A 17921-nucleotide genomic window follows, 5' to 3' on the forward strand; every position below is an offset into this window, starting at 1 on the left:
GGTGCCTTACTTGGAGCTACTTGACGCTGCGAATGAACTGGACGGCGAACGCGCCGAGCACGCACGCGATACCGCCGAAGAGGAAGAGGGCGCCGTAGTTCCCGCCGCCGCCGAGGGCGAGGAGGGCCGGGGCGACGATCGGGACGAGCGACTGGGGGAGCGCGTTGCCGATGTTGAGGACGCCCATGTCGCGGGCGGCCTGCTCGGGGTCGGGCAGCACGGCGGCGGCCAGCGCCACGTCGACGGAGAGGTACAGCCCCTCACCGAAGCCGAAGACCGCCAGGGCGAGCAGGAAGACCGGGAAGGAGTGCGCGAACGCGAGCAGGGCCAGGCCTGCCGCAATGATCATCGAGGAGCCGAGCACGTACGGCTTGCGGCGGCCCGAGCGGTCAGAGAGCTGCCCGCCGATGACCGAGCCAGCGACGACGGTGACGACCATGACGAGAATGCCGACGAACAGCTTGTTCGCGACCTGGTCGTCGTCGTAACCGAGGCGGTCCATCAGGAAGTACGCCTGGTAGGAAGTGACGCAGGAAATGCCGACGAACACCAGGAAGCGGCCCGCGAAGTTCCACACGAAGTCCGGGTGCTTGCGCGGGCTGACCCAGAAGCTGCGCAGGAACTCCTTGAAGCTGTATGGCGCGAAGGCGCCGAGGCGGGCCGGGCGGTCCTTCATCACCGCGCACAGCGTTATTACGCCGGCGATGCCTAGCAGGCCAGGGCCGAGGAAGGCGAGCGCGAGGTGGGTGCTGAAGGCGTTCGCGAGGCCGCTGCCCGCGATCATCGACAGGGACGTCGTCATGCCGACCATGCCGGAGACCCGGGCGCGCTGATGCTCGGGCACGAAGTCTGGGATGCTGGCAGTGACGGCGGTCAGGGCCGCGTTGCCGCCGATCTGAGCGAGGGCCCAGCCGAGCATCAGCGTCGGGACATTGCCACCGAGTGCCACCACTACCAGGCCCGCGAAGGCGGCGAGCACACCGCCGAGCAGCCAGGGCCTGCGTCGGCCGAACCGGGACGTGGTGCGGTCGGAGAGGCCGCCCATCACGGGGTTGGCGATCATTGCGAGGACCGCGCCGAGGGAGAGGACCTGGCCGAGGGCGGCACCCCGGTCGCCCTCGGGGACGATCTGGGCGACGCGCAGGGCGAGGGTCACCATCACCGGGGTGAGCAGGGTGGCCATGACGCCGAACTGGGCGAAGGCGAGTCCGAAGACCAGCTTGCCGGAGGCGTTCGCCGGGGCCGGACCGGGAGCGGGGGCCGCAGCGGCCGTGGGTGCGGACTCGGGGGGTGTGGCGCTCGGGGCGACGCCGGGGAAGACAGCCATGACGGCTCTCCTGAGAGGACGGGGACGGCTTCCTTGCCGACCTGCGCGGTCAGCGTAGACGTGAAAAGCGAGTGACCAGTAGGTTTCGTTGAAGTGGCTTGAATCACACCAGGTGGAGCCTTGTCGGCCGCCCGTTAAGGTGAACCTCATGGACCGGAAGCAGGAGCGGAACCCGCGGACGAACGCGGCCAGGGGCAGCTATGCCGTCGGTGACGAACGGCGCGCGAGGATCCTGGACACGGCCGTCGAGCACTATGCCCAATGGGGTTTCCACGCCTCCTCGCTGGCCCGCATCGCCAAGGATGTTGGCATCACGCAGGGGGGACTCCTGCACCACTTCCGATCCAAGGAAGACCTTCTCGTCTCCGTCCTGGAACGCAGCGAGGAGCAGGATGTGGCGCGGTTCTTCGCGAAGGAACCCGGCAGCGTGGTGGAGGTGTTCGAGGCGATGCTGGAGCTGGCCGAGTCCAACGCTCAGCGGCCCGGCCGGACCAGGATGTTCAACGTCCTTGCTGCTGAGGCCGGTGAACCCGGCCACCCCGCCCATGACTTCTTCGTGCGCCGCTATGGCGCCGTCATCGCCAAGATCGCCGGAGCTCTCCGCGGTGACCTGGAACGCGGCGTGTTGGAGCCCGGCACTGACTGCGAAGGCGTCGCGAGTGAACTCGTCGCTGTCATGGACGGGTTGCAGCTGCAGTGGGCGCTCGCGCCTGGCGCCTACGACATGACGGGCGGGCTGCGGCGCTATATCGACCGGCTGCTGCGCTCGATCAATCGGGATGGGTCCGGTCTGCCCAAGTGACGGTGACTGGCCGCACCCGCTGCGGGCGCGGGCAGCCGACTCACTTTGTGGCGTGACTTTGCGCGCTGAAGAAGTCCCACATGATCTCGGTGGCGTCGATCTCGTGGGTGACCGGGCCGAGTCCGGGCATCTCGGGGCCGGTGGAACCGGGCCAAGTGTGGCCGCCGCCGTGCACGACATACATTTGCGTGTCTGCGCCCGTGCGGCAGCCCTTGTACGTCACCTTGTCGACGTGTGTGGAGACCTCGGCGGTGCGCGGGCCAGCCTTGCAGCCATTGAGCTTCGCCCAGGTGTGCAGGGCGCTCTCCGCCCCGTAACCCCAGTAGGGTGCGCCGCCGCCGAGGTACGGGTTCACCGGGTCGGCGTCCCCCTGGAAAGTGAGTACCGGGACGGGTGCGCCGGGCTGTGCGGTGCTTGTTCATTTCTGCGCTGGCAGCGGGAGCCGTCGGTGTTGTCTCGACGTGTTCTCGATGACGCACCATGTTGAATGCGTCGCGGTGCTTGAACCGGTCGCGAAGGGCTCCTGACCTGCGCTTTTACCCGTGCGCATTATGTGCAGTGTGGGCGTTACGGGCGATATCTTGACGCCGAAATGGCGCTCGTTCTGATGGGTCGTCAGCCGCCCTGTGGAACTGGTCAGACGCTCTGCCGCCTACTTGAGTGTGGCAGGGCGTGGGGGTCCTGTGACGCTAGGCGGTGCCGCTGATCCATGTGACCTCAGCTGGCGGTTCAAGGCGGCTGGTGGCCTCCTGTCGGTGCCATCGCCCGGAGAGGATCTGATCCGCAGTTGATCCGGGCACGGTGGCCGCCGACGAGGACGGGGCGCCTACTTCCGCTTCCGCGTCCGCTTTGGCTCAACGATCACCGTCTGAGGCGCAGCAGGCACTTCGGCGTCCGACAACGGCTCAAATTGCCCTGGAGTGCTCCTGCGCATCGCCTCGACGTACGGCGGGAGTACGAAGGTCCGTTGGTCTCGATCGATCGGAACCTCTCCAAGGTGTCCCGAGGCATCCCTGGCGCCGCGCGCCCCCTCCCCGGGCGAGCACGTCGAGCGTGCCGTGGACGCGATCGACCCAGTCGCCGCGATCCAGCCTGGGATGCCAGCGTTCCTCTCCTCGCTTGCGGTCCCAGGGCGGGAAGCCAAAGGCGTATGACCAGGGAACGGCTTCCGACAGGTACCTCTGCACGTGATATTTGCCGGCGGCTTCACCAGCCGGCGCTCACTGAGTGCTGACGCACTCCTCGATCACCGAGACGACCTGGTCGGTCGCGGGGGAGGCGCGGCGTGCCCGGCGGGCCAGGAGGAGATCGACCGTCTCGGGTTCCGCCAGCGGCAGGTAGGTGACGCCGTCGAGGCTGAGACTGCGTACGGACCGAGGCACCAGAGCGACCCCGTGGCCGGCGGCTACGAAGACGACGAGGGTGGTCGTCTCGCCGACCTCGATCAGCGAGACCGGCTGGAACCCGGCACGCTCGCACGCGGACAGCACGCGGTCGTACATGGAGGATCGTGACCGCGAGGGATGGATGACGAACGGTTCGCCGGCCAGCTCCTCAAGGCCGATGTTCGCGCGGCCCGCCAGCGGGTGGTGCGAGGGCAGCACGGCCACCAGCGGCTCGGACCGCAGCGGTGTGACGAGCAGGTCCGCGTCTCCGGCCGCGCCGCGGACGACCGCGAGATCGTACGTGCCCGAGCGCACGCCCTCCACGAGTTCCGGGGTGAGCAGCTCACCGCGCAGGTCCAGGGTGATGCCGGGCAGCTGTGCCCGTACGGTCCGTGCGACCCGCGGCAGCACGTCGTACGTGGCCGTGCCGATGAAGCCCACCGACACCCGCCCCGCGTGGCCGGTGGCCAGCTCGCGCATGTGGATGCGGGCCCGCTCCTCCTCCGTCACCAGGGCGCGCGCGTAGTCGGTGAGCCGGCGGCCAGCCTCGGTGGGTTCGACGCGGCGCGTGGACCGGTGGAACAGGGTGACGCCCAACTCCCTTTCCAGCTGCTTGATCTGCTGTGAGAGGGCGGGCTGTGCCACGTGCAGACGGGCCGCCGCGCGGCCGAAGTGGCACTCCTCGGCGAGGGCGAGGAAGGACCGGAGCTGACGGAGTTCCATGACCCCAGCCTATCCAACTCATAAAGATGCCTTATCAATCGATGCTGACTAGGTCTTGGACGTGATGAACCCGGCGCTTCTACGGTGGAGAGTGTGACCGACAGTTACCTGTACGCAGCAGCACGAACCCCCTTCGGACGGTTCTCGGGAGCCCTCGCGAACGTCCGGCCCGACGACCTTGCCGCCCGAGCCGTCACCGGGACACTGGCCAAGACCCCCGGCCTCGATCCGGCGGAGATCGGCGACGTCGTCTGGGGCAACGCCAACGGCGCCGGTGAGGACAACCGGAACGTCGGCAGGATGGCCGTCCTTCTCGCCGGGCTCCCGACGTCGGTGCCCGCCACGACGGTCAACCGCCTGTGCGGGTCGTCCCTGGACGCCGCGATCATCGCCTCCCGCGCCATCGAAACCGGCGACGCGGACATCGTGCTCACCGGCGGCGTCGAGTCCATGACCCGCGCGCCCTGGGTCCTGCCCAAGCTCGCGAAGGCCTTCCCCGCCGGCAACATGACCGCCGTGTCCACCACGCTGGGCTGGCGCCTGGTCAACGAGCGCATGCCCAACGAGTGGACCGTCTCGCTCGGCGAGGCGAACGAGCAGCTCGCCGACCGCTTCGACGTCCCCCGCGAACGCCAGGACGCCTTCGCGGCCCGCTCCCACACCCTCGCCGACGAGGCCTGGAACGCGGGCTTCTACGACGACCTGGTCGTGCCGGTCGCCGTGGACGCCAAGGGCGCCACGCTCGACAAGGATGAGGGCATCCGCCCCGGCTCGACGGCGGAGAAGCTCGCCGGCCTCAAGCCCGTCTTCCGCCCCGACGGCGTCATCACGGCCGGTAACGCCTCCCCGCTGAGCGACGGTGCCTCCGCCGTCCTGCTCGGCTCGGGTGCTGCCGCCGCACGGATAGGCGCCGACCCCGTTGCCCGGATCGCCGGACGTGGCGTGTCCGCCCTGGATCCGCAGATGTTCGGTTACGCCCCCGTGGAGGCGGCGAACCGGGCACTCAAGGCCGCCGGGATCACCTGGTCCGACGTCGCCGCCGTCGAGTTGAACGAGGCGTTCGCCGTGCAGTCCCTTGCCTGCGCCGACGCCTGGGAGGTGGATCCTGGGATCGTCAACGCCAAGGGCGGCGCGATCGCCATCGGCCACCCGCTCGGCGCGTCCGGCGGCCGACTCCTCGGCACCCTTGCCCACCGGCTACGCGAGTCCGGCGAGCGCTGGGGCGTCGCTGCCATCTGCATCGGAGTGGGCCAGGCACTCGCCGTGGTCCTGGAGAACGTGACCGGGAGCAACCGATGACCACTCAGATATGCGCCGACGTGGACGAGGCTGTGGCCGGGATCGAGGACGGCTCCACAGTGCTCGTCGGCGGTTTCGGCATGGCCGGCATGCCCGTCGACCTGATCGACGCGCTCATCCGCCAGGGCGCCAAAGACCTCACCGTGGTCTCCAACAACGCGGGCAACGGCGACACCGGACTCGCCGCGCTGCTTGCCAAGGGCCGCGTCCGCAAGGTGATCTGCTCTTTCCCGCGGCAGGCGGACTCGTGGGTGTTCGACGAGCTGTACCGCGCCGGCCGGATCGAGCTCGAGGTGGTTCCGCAGGGCAACCTCGCGGAGCGCATGCGGGCGGCGGGAGCCGGCATCGGCGCCTTCTTCTGCCCCACTGGCGTCGGCACGCTGCTCGCCGAGGGCAAGGAGACACGCGAGATCGACGGCCGAACCTACGTCCTCGAGTACCCCATCAAGGGCGACGTCGCGTTGATCGGCGCCCACCGCGCCGACCGCATGGGCAACCTCGTCTACCGCAAGACCGCCCGCAACTTCGGACCGGTCATGGCCACCGCGGCGACCACCGTGATCGCGCAGGTACGCGAGATCGTCGAGACCGGCGAGATCGACCCGGAAACCATCGTCACCCCGAGCATCTATGTCGACCGAGTGGTGCAGGAGGCGGCACGCGCATGAACCCCACGAGCCACGTACTGAAGAACGAGCAGGGTCCGCTGAGCAAGCACGACATCGCTGCCCTGATCGCGCGCGACATCCCCCAGGGCGCATTCGTCAACCTGGGCATCGGTCAGCCGACCCTCGTTGCCGGCCATCTGCCCGCCGACTCCGGCGTGGTGCTCCACACCGAGAACGGCATGCTCAACATGGGGCCCGCCGTGCAGGACGCCCAGGTCGACCCCGACCTGACCAACGCGGGCAAGGTCCCCGTCACCGAACTGCCCGGAGCCGCCTACTTCCACCACGCCGACTCCTTCGCCATGATGCGCGGCGGCCACCTGGACATCTGCGTCCTCGGCGCATTCCAGGTCTCGGCCCTCGGCGACCTGGCCAACTGGCACACGGGCGCACCTGACGCCATCCCCGCCGTCGGCGGAGCCATGGACCTGGCGATCGGCGCCAAGAAGGTGTTCGTGATGATGACCCTGTTCACCAAGGACGGCACACCCAAGCTGGTTCCCGAGTGCGGCTACCCGCTCACCGGCCTCGGCTGCGTCGACCGCGTCTACACCGACCTCGCGGTCTTCGACATCACCCCCCAAGGAGTGCGCGTCGCGCAGACCTTCGGCATCACGCCGGACGAGCTCGCCGCACGCCTGGACATGCCGCTGACTGTCGTCGAGCAGTGATGTGCGGGTGATGGACCGCCGTCGCGGAACATGCGAGGTGTGCACAGCAGGCGTCAGTCCGCAATGGTGACCAGCACCCGGCCGCGCCCGACGGCCTCAACCCGCTCGTGGGCTTTGGCGATATCCTGAAACGGCTGGCGGTCGCCGATGTCGACGGTGAGGGCGCCCACGGGTTCAGCTGCGTACCGAGCGGGACCTGGAGCGCGCTCAAGACCTGTTCCGGCTGAGCTACGCCGCGGCGTGACGGAGCAGGAGCCGGCACACGTGACGCGTGGCGGTGACGTGATGGATCGTGGCAGTGCTGCCTTTCGACGGGCGGTCAGGAAGTGGCGGTGGAGCTACAAGTATTCGGCGGATCCCCGGTTTCGGTAACCGGGGATCCGCCGCTATATTGCCGCCGCCTTCCCGCGTGCCCCTGAATGGACTGCTGCTCTCGGTTCTCTGCTGGGGTCGGCTTCCGGTGTCGACCCCGGCCTTTCTCCAGCGCGGGGCGATCCCATTCGGCGGCTTTCTGTTCGGCCGGCTGCGGCGGGTGCAGCACGGTCTTGGCCTCGGCGAGATCGCTGACCAGGCTGACCGTCTCCCACTCGGTTCCGTCCCATTCCTGGATCACGCGGGGTGCGTCGGGGGCGACGTGTTGCCCGCGGTGCGGCCCTTCGGTCAGCGGCACCGCGCGACGCTTGCCCTTCGAGGCGTTCTGACGTTCCTCGCGTCGCCGTGCCCAGTCCTCCAGCGACTCCTGTTCGTCGTGCATCTCAGCATCGTGGCGCAGATGTGATGGCCGCGGCCACCGGCTTGGCCAGACGTCACCGTGACCTCGCCGAACCGGCGCGTGTCTGCGCATCGCCTCCCCGTCCGTCGATGAGCTGCCATCTGGCCAATCGACGGACGGGGAGGGCAGTTGGGAGACCCCAAGACCTTACCGTCATGCAAGAAGGTGTCTCAGGTTGCCCGTCGTGACGCCTCGATGGAGCGGCAGAAGATGTTGACGATGTTGAGATCGAAGACAGCGCTCATTGTCGGACCAGCGCGATCAAGCGTAGATCTGGATGACTCATCGGAGCGAAGGCCATGATGCGTACTTGGATCTCCTGGCCGCCGTGAAATGGCAGCGAGAAGCCTCGGACATCCCCGTCTGGATGCGCCTGTGCCAGACGATCGGCCCAGAGCTCACGAGCTTCGTCGTTGCCGTCCAGGATGTCGTCGCGGAGTTGTAGGAGCTCTGGAACGTCGGGATGCGTGGCGATCGCGAAGCGGATCTGCGCGAGGAAGGGGACGGCCCAGTCACTACGCCAGTTGACGAGCTGGTCCCGGGCCTCCGGATACAAGAAGGCGAAGCGCATCAGGTTCGGCTCATATGGCAGCCAGGGGAACCAGTCCTCCTGGGGCTTGTTATGGGCGACGATGTCCCACCAGAGGTTCGAGACATAGGCCGGATGAGGCAGGAGCGCGTCGAGCACTGACTGCAGATTCGCATAGGACGCGGGGTCCGGCGCTGTCCGGGGCGGCGGAGGCGCGTGGCCGAGCGCGAGCTGGAAGAGGATGACGCGCTCGGCTTCCTTCAGCCGGAGAGTCATGGCCAAGCGCTGGACGAACTGTTCCGAGACGGGGCGCGGGCTGCCGCCCTCCAGCTGGCGATACCAGGAGCTTGCGACGCCGGTGAGAGAGGCGACCTCGTCCTGAGTCAGCCCGGGTTTCAGGCGCCTGCGCGTGGAATCGATGCCGGTGATCCGCCTGTGGTCGATCCGTTTGCGCCACCGCTTGAGCAGGGGGCCCAACTCCGGAGAAACCGCGTGCTTGGACGGTGTATGGGCTGTGTCACTCATGTGCCGAATGCACCGCTTCCCGCGTAGGAAGAATTTGAGGTTATGTCCGACTATTTTTGCTGGTTGATGTGTGCGGAGGGCGACATTCTGGACGTGTGTGGAGTGTCGAGGGTGCGGCAGGTCGAGTAGCGCCACTCCTGGTGGCGGAAGTGGCTGTGCAGGATTACTCATGCAAAGAATGTGTGAGTGAGGGAGCTGGGCAGCCGTGGTGTTGCGATGGCGGTCCGCCAGGTCTGAATCGGTACCGAGCCTCGGATCGGAGCAGGCTTCCGGGGAAGTGGGGCGGCCGGTCCCACGTGGGCGGTCGAGGGGACGTGGCGTGCAGGTGTGGACCAGCCGTGAGCTGGAGAAGCGTATTCGGCGCTTGTTGCGTTCGCTCGATGTTCAGCCGCCGCTGAGCGTGCCGGATCTGTGTACGGCGCTTGCGCGGCACAGAGGCCGGCACATCGAACTGCGGGCCTTTCCGCTACGGGCCGACGGCCCGCTCGGGGCATGGCTCGAGACACCGCAGGCGGACGTGATCGTCTTCCAGCGGGAGACGACAGCGCACCACCAGGACCACATCGTCCTGCACGAGCTGGGACACATCCTCGCCGACCATCCTGGACCACCGGGCGGTGCCGTATGGGAGGCCCTGCTTCCTGGGCTCGGCGCGGACGCGATACGACGTGCGCTCCTTCGCTGCTCGTACGGGACCAAGGAGGAGCAGGAAGCCGAGCTCGTCGCCACGATCGTGGGGGAGTGGGCGGCGATCTTGGATCACGTCACGCCGACGGTGCAAAGTGATGACCTGTCAGTCCGCCGGGTGCAGTCCGCTTTGGGTGATCATGCAGGGTGGCTGTAGTGGCGTTCATCTTCCTCTTCTGCCTCGGCGTGGCCGTGGCCTGGAAGTGGTATCAGCTGTCGAAGGCGCCGAGTGATCGACCTCTCCGGTCCGTCACCCTCTGTCTGACGTGTGCGGCCGCGTCGTACCCGGTCGCCATGCCCGGGGGAGCGACAGGCCTGGATACGGTCGCCGGCGATGGCGCTGCAAAGGTCGCTCAGAATCTGCTGCTGCTCGCCACGGTGTACTTCCTGATGTGCTTCTACCTGTACGCGGCCGCGGACGAGCGCCGTGGCCGCCGCCGGGCGCGGGCCGAGGCCGCTCTCGTGCTCGTGGTCGGTACCGCCATCACGGCCGCCGCAGCAAGCGTCCCGCACCGCGAGCTGGCAGGCAGCTTCGCCACAACCGACATGACGGTGTGGCAAGTCGCCTTCTTCTACGCAGTGGCCGGCGTGTATCTGATGTACGCGCTGACGGTTGCCGGCCTGTGGACCCGCCGGTACGCACGCCTGTCCATGAGGCCGCACTCGACGGGCCTGTGGGCCGCCGGAGCGGGCATGGTCGGCATGGCGACCGCTTGTGCGATGCGTGCCGTCATCGTCGCCGCGCGATGGCGCGGAGCGGCGGTCTCCGACTCGGTCTTCCTCTGCGTAGCGCTGATCCTCGTCTGCTCGAGCCTGCTGTTTGTCCTCGGCATCACCTATCCCGGCCTACGCACCCGCCTGTCGCTGTATCGGTTGTGGCTACGACATCGGCGCGAACACGCGCGCCTCGAACCGCTCTGGCTCTTGATGACCGAGGCCGCACCGCACGTGGTGCTCAAGACCGACTCACGTTCGCGCTGGGACCAGTGGCGGGCGCGGGGCGTCCACCGTCGGCATCACCGCCGGTTCGTCGAGTGCCGCGACGGCCTGGTCGAGATCAGCCCATACCTGGAATCGAATCCGCGCATCGATGCGGTCTCACCCGAGACGAACGTTGACCGGGTGGCGGAGCAACTCCGCGCAGCCGTGTACTCACGTCGGAGCGGGGTACCGACGAACGCAGCCACGCCCACGACGCCTACTCTGCCGGGCCCACCCAGCCGGGAAGCCGACATGCAAGAGCTCCTCGCCCTGTCCGACGCCCTGCGCTCCACCAACTGACTTGCAACACAAGGAGAACCGCGTCACATGCTGATCACCGCCGCCCACGTTCTCGCCGGACCTGACCGGCAGCCGATCGCCGATGGCGCCGTCCTCGTACGCGATGGCGCGATCGCCGGTATCGGACCACGCGAAGAGGTCCAGCGCCACGCTCACCCCGACGAGCCGCGCCTTGCTTTCCCGGCCGGCACAGCGATGCCCGGCCTGATCGATGCTCACGTGCACCTTTGCTTCGACGCAGGCCCCGATCCCGTCGCCACTCTTGAGGAGCAGGACGACGAGGCCCTGTTCACGGCGATGCAGGCCCGAGCCGAGCAGCTGCTGCGCACGGGCATCACCACCGCGCGCGACCTCGGTGACCGCAATGGCCTGGCCGTGCGCCTGGCGCAGTCTGTCGCCGACGGCCGCAGTGTCGGCCCGCGCGTCGTCTCGGCCACCACGCCCGTGACGCCTCCGGGGGGCCACTGCTGGTTCCTCGGAGGTGAGGTGTCCGGTGTCGACGAAGTACGCCGTCTCGTGCAGCGCAACGTGGCCGCCGGTGCCAAGGTCATCAAGGTCATGGAAACCGGCGGTGGGCTCACCAAGGGGGGCGCCAAGAGCTGGGAGACCCAGTTCTCCCGGGCCGAGCTGGACGCGCTCGTCGACGAGGCTCACCGCGCCGGACTGCCGGTCGCCGCGCACGCCCACGGCGTCGACGGCATCACCGCCGCGGTCGAGGCAGGCGTCGACACGATCGAGCACTGCACCTGGATGACCGCCGACGGGTTCGAGGTCCTCGAGGACGTGCTCACCCAGATCATCGACAAGGGCATCTACGTCTGCCCGGCGGTCAGCCCGCACTGGCCGATGCTGCCGAAGTTCTTCGGCCCCGAACGCGCCGAGGCCATGTTCGACGCCGTACGGCGCATGGCCCAGGCCGGAGCCCGACTGATCGCGGGTACGGACGCCGGGGTGCAGCGCGCCGGCTTCGACGGACTGCCCTCAAGCCTGCGTTTCTACGAGCACCTAGGGCTGCCCAACGAGCGCATCCTCGCGATGGCCACCACGGACGCCGCCGGCGCGCTGGGGCTCGGCGACACCACGGGGCAGCTGACCCTCGGATACAGCGCCGATCTTCTGGTGGTGGAGGGCGACCCGCTTACCGACCTCGACTCCCTGAAGTCGGTCAACGCGGTGATCGCGGCGGGACGACACCACCACCTGGACACCAACGGGTAACCGTACGAAGGAAGTTGTTCAGTGCCCGGGGCCGTCGGCTCCGGGCCTTTCCCTGTCGGCCATCTCCTCAACGACCTGGTTCAGGAACGACAGAAGCTCGTCCGACATCCCCTCCGGCCCGAGCCCTCGCGCCGCTACGCGCCCCACCGCGCCGGTCCTGACGGCGGCGAGCAGCCGCAGCCCTTCCACGACCTGCCGGGCCACGGTGTCGTCCGGCTGGAAGAACAGGGGGGAGACGTCGAAGACTTCGGCCAGGCCGGATGCGACGAGCGGCGGCAGTTCGGCGTCGTCGCCCGTTCTCAAGTCGCGCACACCGGTCTCCGTGATGACCTGGCCACCGGCGTGCTCATTGACCGCGCGGGCGATCTCGGCGTCCGACGGGGGAGTCTGAGCGCCGGGATATGAATGCTCCAGCAGGTAGGTGATTTTCTCGGCCACCGATCGGGGCACCGACGATCCACCGGATGCCGCCGGTACCTCGATGCCGAAGGAGCGCTCCTGCGCCGCCAGGAGCTCCTCGACGGGCACGCCGTAGGCCTTCGCCAGCGGCTCCTGGAACTTCGGACTCAGGCGACGCTTACCGCGCTCGGCATTGGCGACCGGGCCTGAGCTCTTGGTGCCGATGAGCTCTCGCGTCTGGTACTGGCTGTAGCCGGCATCGCAGCGCAGATCGGCCAGGTCGGGCTGCTCGCCTGAGGGGCGGGGGAACAGGTCGTCCAGCGGGAGGCCGAAGAATCTGGCCAGGAGGGGCAGCTTCTCACCGTCGGGTGTCGAGGAGCCCAGCTCCCAGCTGGCCACGGTCGAGTCACCCACACCGACCGCGTCCCCGAGATCGCTCTGCGTGATGTCGCGTGCGCGGCGCAGGGCGCGAACTCGGTCGCGATCGAAGCGACGAGGGGCCATCTGGCGGCTCTCCCGATCCTGGTTTCCCAAATCCCGAAAACTTCAGCTTGTTGATTCGATGCTCAAACCGGGATAGATTCAGTTTGGCGAATCGAGGTGTCCAACGTACACCTCCTCCGCTCCTGCGCTCATGTCGACCTGCGTGTCCCGCGGGCGGCAGGACACGCAGGTCGACTGCTCGCCATGCGTCGGCGATGACGAGTAGGCGTCGAAGTGAGGTCATGGACGCGGTCCGCTGGATCGCCGAAGGCTTCATGCATCCGTTGCTGATCCCTCGGGGACAGCGCCGACCTGAAGAGCAACTCATAGGAGCTGTTTGGGAGTTACCACACGCCAGAGACGGCGCCCCTACCAGGGGAAACGAAACCGGCGCCCAGAAGTTCGCAGCTTCCGGACGCCGAGACCACACCCCGAGGGGGCGGCTTCATAACTGGAGCGGGTCGGCTGGCCTTTTCGACGAGAACGGCCGTCCCACTTCATCTACGAGTGAGGAATTCTCGCATGTCCCAGCACAGCCGCGAAAGACCGGCAGACCCTCGTGCTTCCGCCGGCAGCCCAGCCGCCGGCAATCGCCGCATCCGGCTGACGCGCTGCCTCGCAGAGATCATCCCGAACGCCCGCACTATCCGGGTCACGCTCCAAGCACCGGCACGGACCTGGCCAAGCCCCTACGCAACCGCCTACGACGCAACAGGGCGACGGCTCACGCTCAACCAGGCCCAAGCCCGAACGGCCGCCCGCTGGATCATCCGTGCCTGCCCCGAGGCCGAGTGGCGCCACGAGCAAGTACTCGACCTGGCAAGCGGATCGATCACCAACGCCGCAGCCACTGCGTACTCGATGGACGGAGCACGCTGATGGCCCGCATCCGCACCATCAAGCCCGAAGCCTTCGCGTCCGAATCTCTCGCTGCGGTCTCTCTGACCGCCGAACGGACCTTCTTCGGCCTCCTCACCCAAGCCGACGACCGCGGCCGCTTCCGCGACCAACCTGCCGTCATCGCCGGCCTGCTGTGGTCCCTGCGACCGGGCCATGGGCCCATGGGGGTCGAGGACGACCTCATCCAACTCGCCGCCGAAGACCTCATCTGCCGCTACACAGGTGACGACGGCAAGGCCTACCTCCACGTCGTCACTTGGTCCCGGCATCAGCGGATCAACCGGCCCAGCGGCGTACGCACCCCCACTTGCCCACATCACGACCAGAAGCCCGCCGACCGGGCCGAGGACGCGAACACGCGACGAGCGCTCACGGAGGACTCACTGACGGCTCACGACGCTGACAAGCGACTCCCACCCCACCCTGCGGACGCGCCTGAACGCCTCGAAATAGCAGGCCAGAGAGTTGTATCGGGGGGCTCTGCCCAACCTCAGGCACAGCTCACTGAGCCCTCGGTGAACCCTCACACTCCGGATCTAGGACCTAGGAACCTGGATCTAGGAACTACTTCCCCTTCGGGGAGCGCAAGCGCTCCCGCGTCCCAGCACCTATCCGCCCAACAGCTCATTGCCGAATACACCGCTGCCTGCACACACCGCCCACCCAGCGGAGTCCTGGGACATCTGGGCCGGGAGACGGTCAAACTCCTCTCGGAAGGCATCACCCCGGCCCACATCCGCTCGGGGCTGAGCCTGCACCGGGCCAAGGGCCTGCACCCCAGCACCCTGCCGAGCCTCGTCCACGAAGCGATGAATGCCTCCCGGACCAACTTGGACCGGCCGGACTCCCGACCTAATGTGCCCGCCCATCGGGCCTGGGCCAACCCCGCCGACCCTGCCGCCGCCTACGCCGAGGAGCTGTGATGCGCGACCACGACGCTCAGCCCGTCGGCGGCCTAGCCCGACGCCTCGCGGGCATCCTCGCGGCTCGCGGCCAGGACCCCACAGCACAACCCTCCTACGAACCAGAACGGCTACCCGCCCTCGAACTGGGCGAGGCCCGCATCCCCGCCCGCTACCAGAGGGCCGTCGCTGATCACCCCGCCGTCGCCGCCTGGGTGCGCGAGGTCGCCGACGGTGGACGCCCCGGCCCCCAAGGCGCCCCGGGACTCGCCGAAGGCCGATCACTCCTGATCGTCGGCACCACCGGCACCGGCAAGACCCATCAGGCCTACGGAGCGGTGCGCTCGCTCCTGATCGCCGGAGTCCGACTGCGCTGGAAAGCGATCACCGCCGCCGACCTCTACGCCGAACTGCGCCCAAGGCCCGGACACGACGGCGAACGGGAACTGATGGACCTGGCCCGCTGCCCCCTGCTGATCATCGACGACCTCGGCGCTGCCAAGTACAGCGAATGGACCGAGGAGATCACGATGCGGCTCATCAACCGCCGCTACAACGCGATGCTCCCGACCCTGATCACCACCAACCTCGGCATGGCCGATCTACGCACACACATCGGCGACCGCGTCGCCTCCCGCCTGACCGAGATGACCGACCGCGTCATCCTCGACGGCCCCGACCGTAGACGCGCCCTCGCCGCCGAGCGCCACGCCTCAGCGGCAGCCCGTACCTGACCGCACGGATCCACGTCACCCCCCGCACCCTGCACCACCCCCTGGCCACCCCTGCCCAAAGGCGCCCAGGGGAGACGGAGACACCCATGCACAACACCACCAGCAGTAACTCGCAGCACCGCGCACTTGGCAATCACGCCTGGCGCGACCGCGCAGCATGCCGCTCGACTCCCCACCACCAGATCGACCCCGACCTCTTCTTCCCCGAACCCGACGAACTGGACCGCATCCACCAGGCCAAGGCACTCTGCGCCCAGTGCCCCGTCCGCCAAGGCTGCCTTGACGCGGCCCTCGACAACGGCGACACCGTCGGCATCCGAGGCGGCATGACCGAAGAGGAACGGGAACCGCTGCACAAGAAGACGGAGTTCCGACTCGACTACAGCCGAGTCAACGACGCATTGGCCGGCCGCGACATCTTCCTCTCCCGAGCCGAACGCCGCGCCGTCGCGCGTGCCGCCTACCAGGCCGACATCCCCGCGGACCGGCTCGCCACCATGCTCAAGATCAGCGATGAGCACGCCAAGAAGCTCTACCGCCGCACCCGGCGCGAAATCCGCAACCGTGCCGCAGAACAGCAGCAAGCGACGGAGCACAACGGGGCAGTGATCCCCCTCGGCAACACCCGCAAGGCGCCGCATAACCCGCAGCGCAAAGCCCCCGCACACGGCACACGCCAGAGCGCCGCATGAGCCACTCGACGCCGACACCGGCCCACATCAACTCATGGGACCGAGCCGCCATCGTCGCCCTCGGCGGCGCCGGATGCGCACTCTCCTACGACGCCCTCCAACAGATGGCCACCGCCATCCACATCCGAGGCTTCCTGACCTTCGTCTTTCCCCTGGTCATCGACGGCTTCATCGCCTACGGAGTACGCGCACTCCTCGTCCTGCGCACCGCACCCCTCGCCGCCCGCTGCTATGTCTGGCTGCTCTTCGCAACAGCGACCGCCGCCAGCATCTGGGCCAACGCACTGCACGCAGTACGCCTCAACGAACAACAGCCCGAGCGCACCGGCCTCCGGCTCGGCGACGTCACCGTCGGGGTGTTGTCCACCCTGGCCCCACTCGCCCTGGCCGGAGCCGTCCACCTGTACATCCTCATCGCCCGCCGAATAACCGAAGCAGCTGTGACCGGGACAATGGACAACCAGAGTGACCGGAGCGGGCGGGACGGCGCTGCTGACCCGGACACCGTCGCGATAGCCACCGGCCACGTACTCGCAGACAACGTCCGTCGGCCGACCGTCCAGTCATCGGCCACAGAAGTGTCCCTGGCGACCAACACGGTCACAGCGTCGGCCGAAGCCTCCGGACACTCGCGGGTCGGCCCGGAACCCGAACGCCATGACCGCGCTGCCGACCTGGACGGACAGTCGGTCACCAGACCTCGGCTGGCAACCGTCCTTCCCCAGGCGAAAGCGCCAGAGGCCGTCGGGGACACCATCCGCGCTCGCCGCCCGGACAGCCGTGACCAGAAGCCAACGGCGGTCACCGACGACCAACTCCTCGACATCGCCCGCACCGCGGTCAGCGACTCCGGACGCGTGACCCGGAAGGTCGTCGGCGACGCCATCCGAAGCCGAAACCTCGGTCTGGGCAACGACCGGCTCACCGACCTCATGCGCCTCCTGCGCGAAGAACGTGACAAGGCCCAGCAACAGGTCAGCGAATCGGTCAACTGACCGGACACCTTCTCTCCGGCGGGTGCCCAGAACCGCCACCGAGCCGGGCACCCGCCCCTGCACACGAAACGGGAGGCAGCACGAATGCGCCCAACTCCAACCACCCGCCTCGAAGCCGACACGTGGATCGCCGTACTCATCAGGTACGGGCACCTGCACAGCGCAGAACCCGGACCCGACGAGACCTGGATCGTGAAGCGCACACCCGCGAGCACGCCTCAGACCCTTCACCACCCCGTTCTGGCCCTCGACTTCGTCGCTGACGTCCTGCGCGACGCACACCGCGACGCCTCCGGCCTTCGCCGATGACCCTTCCCGACTCGACTCCGACCCGCCTGGCCTCGGGGGAGGTCCATTGCCCGTACCGAGGCCGAGCAAGCTGTAGCTTCCGTAACTCCTCCGCTGCCACGGGCTGCGGAGGAGTTACGGAAGCGCATGCCCCCACCCTTGAAGGGGAGGGAGAGGCCCGGCACCAGGGGGTGCAGGGCTGCGGGGCTGCGACCGAGGGTGGACCGCAGCCTGCGGGAGAAGCCGACCCGGCCGCCGCGACGCGTGCGCGACCCCGACTGCGACAAAGCGTGCCCCGCGACCAAATCCGCAGCATCCGCCTGACCCGCGACGAACTCGACCTCGTCCACCACGCCGCCGAATCCGTCGGCCTGAAGACGGCCGGATTCCTCGCAGACTCCGCGGTCGCGGTCGCCCAGGCCCAAGACAGTCCGAAAGTCTGGCTGTTGGACCAGCGCCGCCAAGTCGAGGAACTGATGGCCGCGAGCACCCAGCTCGCCCGCGCCGGCAACACCCTCAACCAGGTCGCCCGCATCCTCAATTCCGGAGGCCACGTCGAATACGCAGGCGAGGCGGTCGCGCGCGTCCTGCGGGCCGCGGCCCGTATTGAGGCTGCGGCTATCGAACTGGCCAGGCGGTGA

At 68.2% G+C, this 17921-nt stretch carries 20 protein-coding genes; 14 read left to right on the forward strand and 6 right to left on the reverse strand.

Annotation, left to right across the window (positions count from 1 at the left end; translation table 11 throughout):
* Positions 1 to 16 precede the first annotated feature (16 nt).
* A complete protein-coding gene (locus tag OG574_RS39195) occupies positions 17 to 1327 on the reverse strand; it encodes an MFS transporter (RefSeq protein WP_266667601.1) in 1311 nt (436 codons plus the stop codon).
* 148 nt (positions 1328 to 1475) lie between these two features.
* On the opposite strand from OG574_RS39195, the gene OG574_RS39200 reads away from it, so the two are divergent.
* Positions 1476 to 2129, forward strand: a complete 654-nt coding sequence (locus OG574_RS39200; RefSeq protein WP_266667599.1) for a TetR/AcrR family transcriptional regulator — start codon at positions 1476 to 1478, stop codon at positions 2127 to 2129.
* Between the two features lie 40 nt (positions 2130 to 2169).
* On the opposite strand, the gene OG574_RS39205 is transcribed toward OG574_RS39200, so the two are convergent.
* Positions 2170 to 2484, reverse strand: a complete 315-nt coding sequence (locus OG574_RS39205) for a hypothetical protein (RefSeq protein ID WP_266667597.1) — start codon at positions 2482 to 2484, stop codon at positions 2170 to 2172.
* An 865-nt stretch (positions 2485 to 3349) separates the two neighbouring features.
* Complete coding sequence (locus OG574_RS39210) at positions 3350 to 4237, reverse strand: LysR family transcriptional regulator (protein ID WP_266667595.1); 888 nt, start codon at positions 4235 to 4237, stop codon at positions 3350 to 3352.
* A gap of 93 nt (positions 4238 to 4330) precedes the next feature.
* Between OG574_RS39210 and OG574_RS39215 the strand changes: the two genes are divergently transcribed.
* From OG574_RS39215 to OG574_RS39225, 3 genes are read left to right on the forward strand one after another with little or no spacing between them, the layout of a single operon-like run.
* Positions 4331 to 5536: a thiolase family protein gene (locus OG574_RS39215; RefSeq protein WP_326777026.1), complete on the forward strand. Its 1206-nt coding sequence runs from the start codon at positions 4331 to 4333 to the stop codon at positions 5534 to 5536.
* Positions 5533 to 6204, forward strand: coding sequence for a 3-oxoacid CoA-transferase subunit A (locus tag OG574_RS39220; protein ID WP_326777027.1), 672 nt, complete (start codon positions 5533 to 5535; stop codon positions 6202 to 6204). Before OG574_RS39215 ends, OG574_RS39220 begins: the two co-directional genes overlap by 4 nt.
* Positions 6201 to 6875, forward strand: coding sequence for a 3-oxoacid CoA-transferase subunit B (locus OG574_RS39225; RefSeq protein ID WP_266667589.1), 675 nt, complete (start codon positions 6201 to 6203; stop codon positions 6873 to 6875). Before OG574_RS39220 ends, OG574_RS39225 begins: the two co-directional genes overlap by 4 nt.
* A 319-nt stretch (positions 6876 to 7194) precedes the next feature.
* On the opposite strand, the gene OG574_RS39230 is transcribed toward OG574_RS39225, so the two are convergent.
* Both OG574_RS39230 and OG574_RS39235 read right to left on the reverse strand, forming a co-directional pair.
* Positions 7195 to 7629, reverse strand: coding sequence for a DUF6087 family protein (locus tag OG574_RS39230; protein ID WP_326777028.1), 435 nt, complete (start codon positions 7627 to 7629; stop codon positions 7195 to 7197).
* 259 nt (positions 7630 to 7888) lie between these two features.
* Positions 7889 to 8701 carry a helix-turn-helix transcriptional regulator gene (locus OG574_RS39235; protein WP_326777029.1) on the reverse strand — a complete coding sequence of 271 codons (813 nt, stop codon included), beginning with the start codon at positions 8699 to 8701 and terminating at the stop codon, positions 7889 to 7891.
* Between the two features lie 364 nt (positions 8702 to 9065).
* On the opposite strand from OG574_RS39235, the gene OG574_RS39240 reads away from it, so the two are divergent.
* From OG574_RS39240 to OG574_RS39250, 3 genes are read left to right on the forward strand one after another with little or no spacing between them, the layout of a single operon-like run.
* On the forward strand, positions 9066 to 9545 hold the full coding sequence (locus tag OG574_RS39240) for a hypothetical protein (RefSeq protein WP_326777030.1): 480 nt from the start codon (positions 9066 to 9068) through the stop codon (positions 9543 to 9545).
* Positions 9545 to 10669, forward strand: a complete 1125-nt coding sequence (locus OG574_RS39245; protein ID WP_326777031.1) for an MAB_1171c family putative transporter — start codon at positions 9545 to 9547, stop codon at positions 10667 to 10669. Before OG574_RS39240 ends, OG574_RS39245 begins: the two co-directional genes overlap by 1 nt.
* A gap of 27 nt (positions 10670 to 10696) precedes the next feature.
* The gene (locus OG574_RS39250; protein WP_326777032.1) at positions 10697 to 11887 is read left to right on the forward strand and encodes an amidohydrolase family protein; all 1191 of its coding nucleotides are present in this window, start codon (positions 10697 to 10699) and stop codon (positions 11885 to 11887) included.
* Between the two features lie 18 nt (positions 11888 to 11905).
* On the opposite strand, the gene OG574_RS39255 is transcribed toward OG574_RS39250, so the two are convergent.
* Positions 11906 to 12790, reverse strand: a complete 885-nt coding sequence (locus OG574_RS39255) for a helix-turn-helix transcriptional regulator (protein WP_326777033.1) — start codon at positions 12788 to 12790, stop codon at positions 11906 to 11908.
* A 501-nt stretch (positions 12791 to 13291) separates the two neighbouring features.
* Between OG574_RS39255 and OG574_RS39260 the strand changes: the two genes are divergently transcribed.
* From OG574_RS39260 to OG574_RS39290, 7 genes are all read left to right on the forward strand, one after another.
* Positions 13292 to 13648, forward strand: coding sequence for a hypothetical protein (locus tag OG574_RS39260; protein WP_326777034.1), 357 nt, complete (start codon positions 13292 to 13294; stop codon positions 13646 to 13648).
* On the forward strand, positions 13648 to 14592 hold the full coding sequence (locus OG574_RS39265) for a hypothetical protein (protein ID WP_326777035.1): 945 nt from the start codon (positions 13648 to 13650) through the stop codon (positions 14590 to 14592). Before OG574_RS39260 ends, OG574_RS39265 begins: the two co-directional genes overlap by 1 nt.
* A complete protein-coding gene (locus OG574_RS39270; protein ID WP_326777036.1) occupies positions 14592 to 15305 on the forward strand; it encodes an ATP-binding protein in 714 nt (237 codons plus the stop codon). Before OG574_RS39265 ends, OG574_RS39270 begins: the two co-directional genes overlap by 1 nt.
* 86 nt (positions 15306 to 15391) lie before the next feature.
* Positions 15392 to 15997 (forward strand): WhiB family transcriptional regulator, encoded by a 606-nt coding sequence (locus OG574_RS39275; RefSeq protein WP_326777037.1) that lies wholly within the window; start codon positions 15392 to 15394, stop codon positions 15995 to 15997.
* Positions 15994 to 16992: a DUF2637 domain-containing protein gene (locus OG574_RS39280; protein ID WP_326777038.1), complete on the forward strand. Its 999-nt coding sequence runs from the start codon at positions 15994 to 15996 to the stop codon at positions 16990 to 16992. The genes OG574_RS39275 and OG574_RS39280 overlap by 4 nt, the downstream gene beginning before the upstream one ends.
* 84 nt (positions 16993 to 17076) lie before the next feature.
* On the forward strand, positions 17077 to 17301 hold the full coding sequence (locus tag OG574_RS39285) for a hypothetical protein (protein ID WP_326777039.1): 225 nt from the start codon (positions 17077 to 17079) through the stop codon (positions 17299 to 17301).
* A gap of 269 nt (positions 17302 to 17570) precedes the next feature.
* The gene (locus tag OG574_RS39290; RefSeq protein ID WP_326777040.1) at positions 17571 to 17921 is read left to right on the forward strand and encodes a plasmid mobilization relaxosome protein MobC; all 351 of its coding nucleotides are present in this window, start codon (positions 17571 to 17573) and stop codon (positions 17919 to 17921) included.

This window comes from Streptomyces sp. NBC_01445 (assembly GCF_035918235.1).
Taxonomy (GTDB): Bacteria; Actinomycetota; Actinomycetes; order Streptomycetales; family Streptomycetaceae; genus Streptomyces.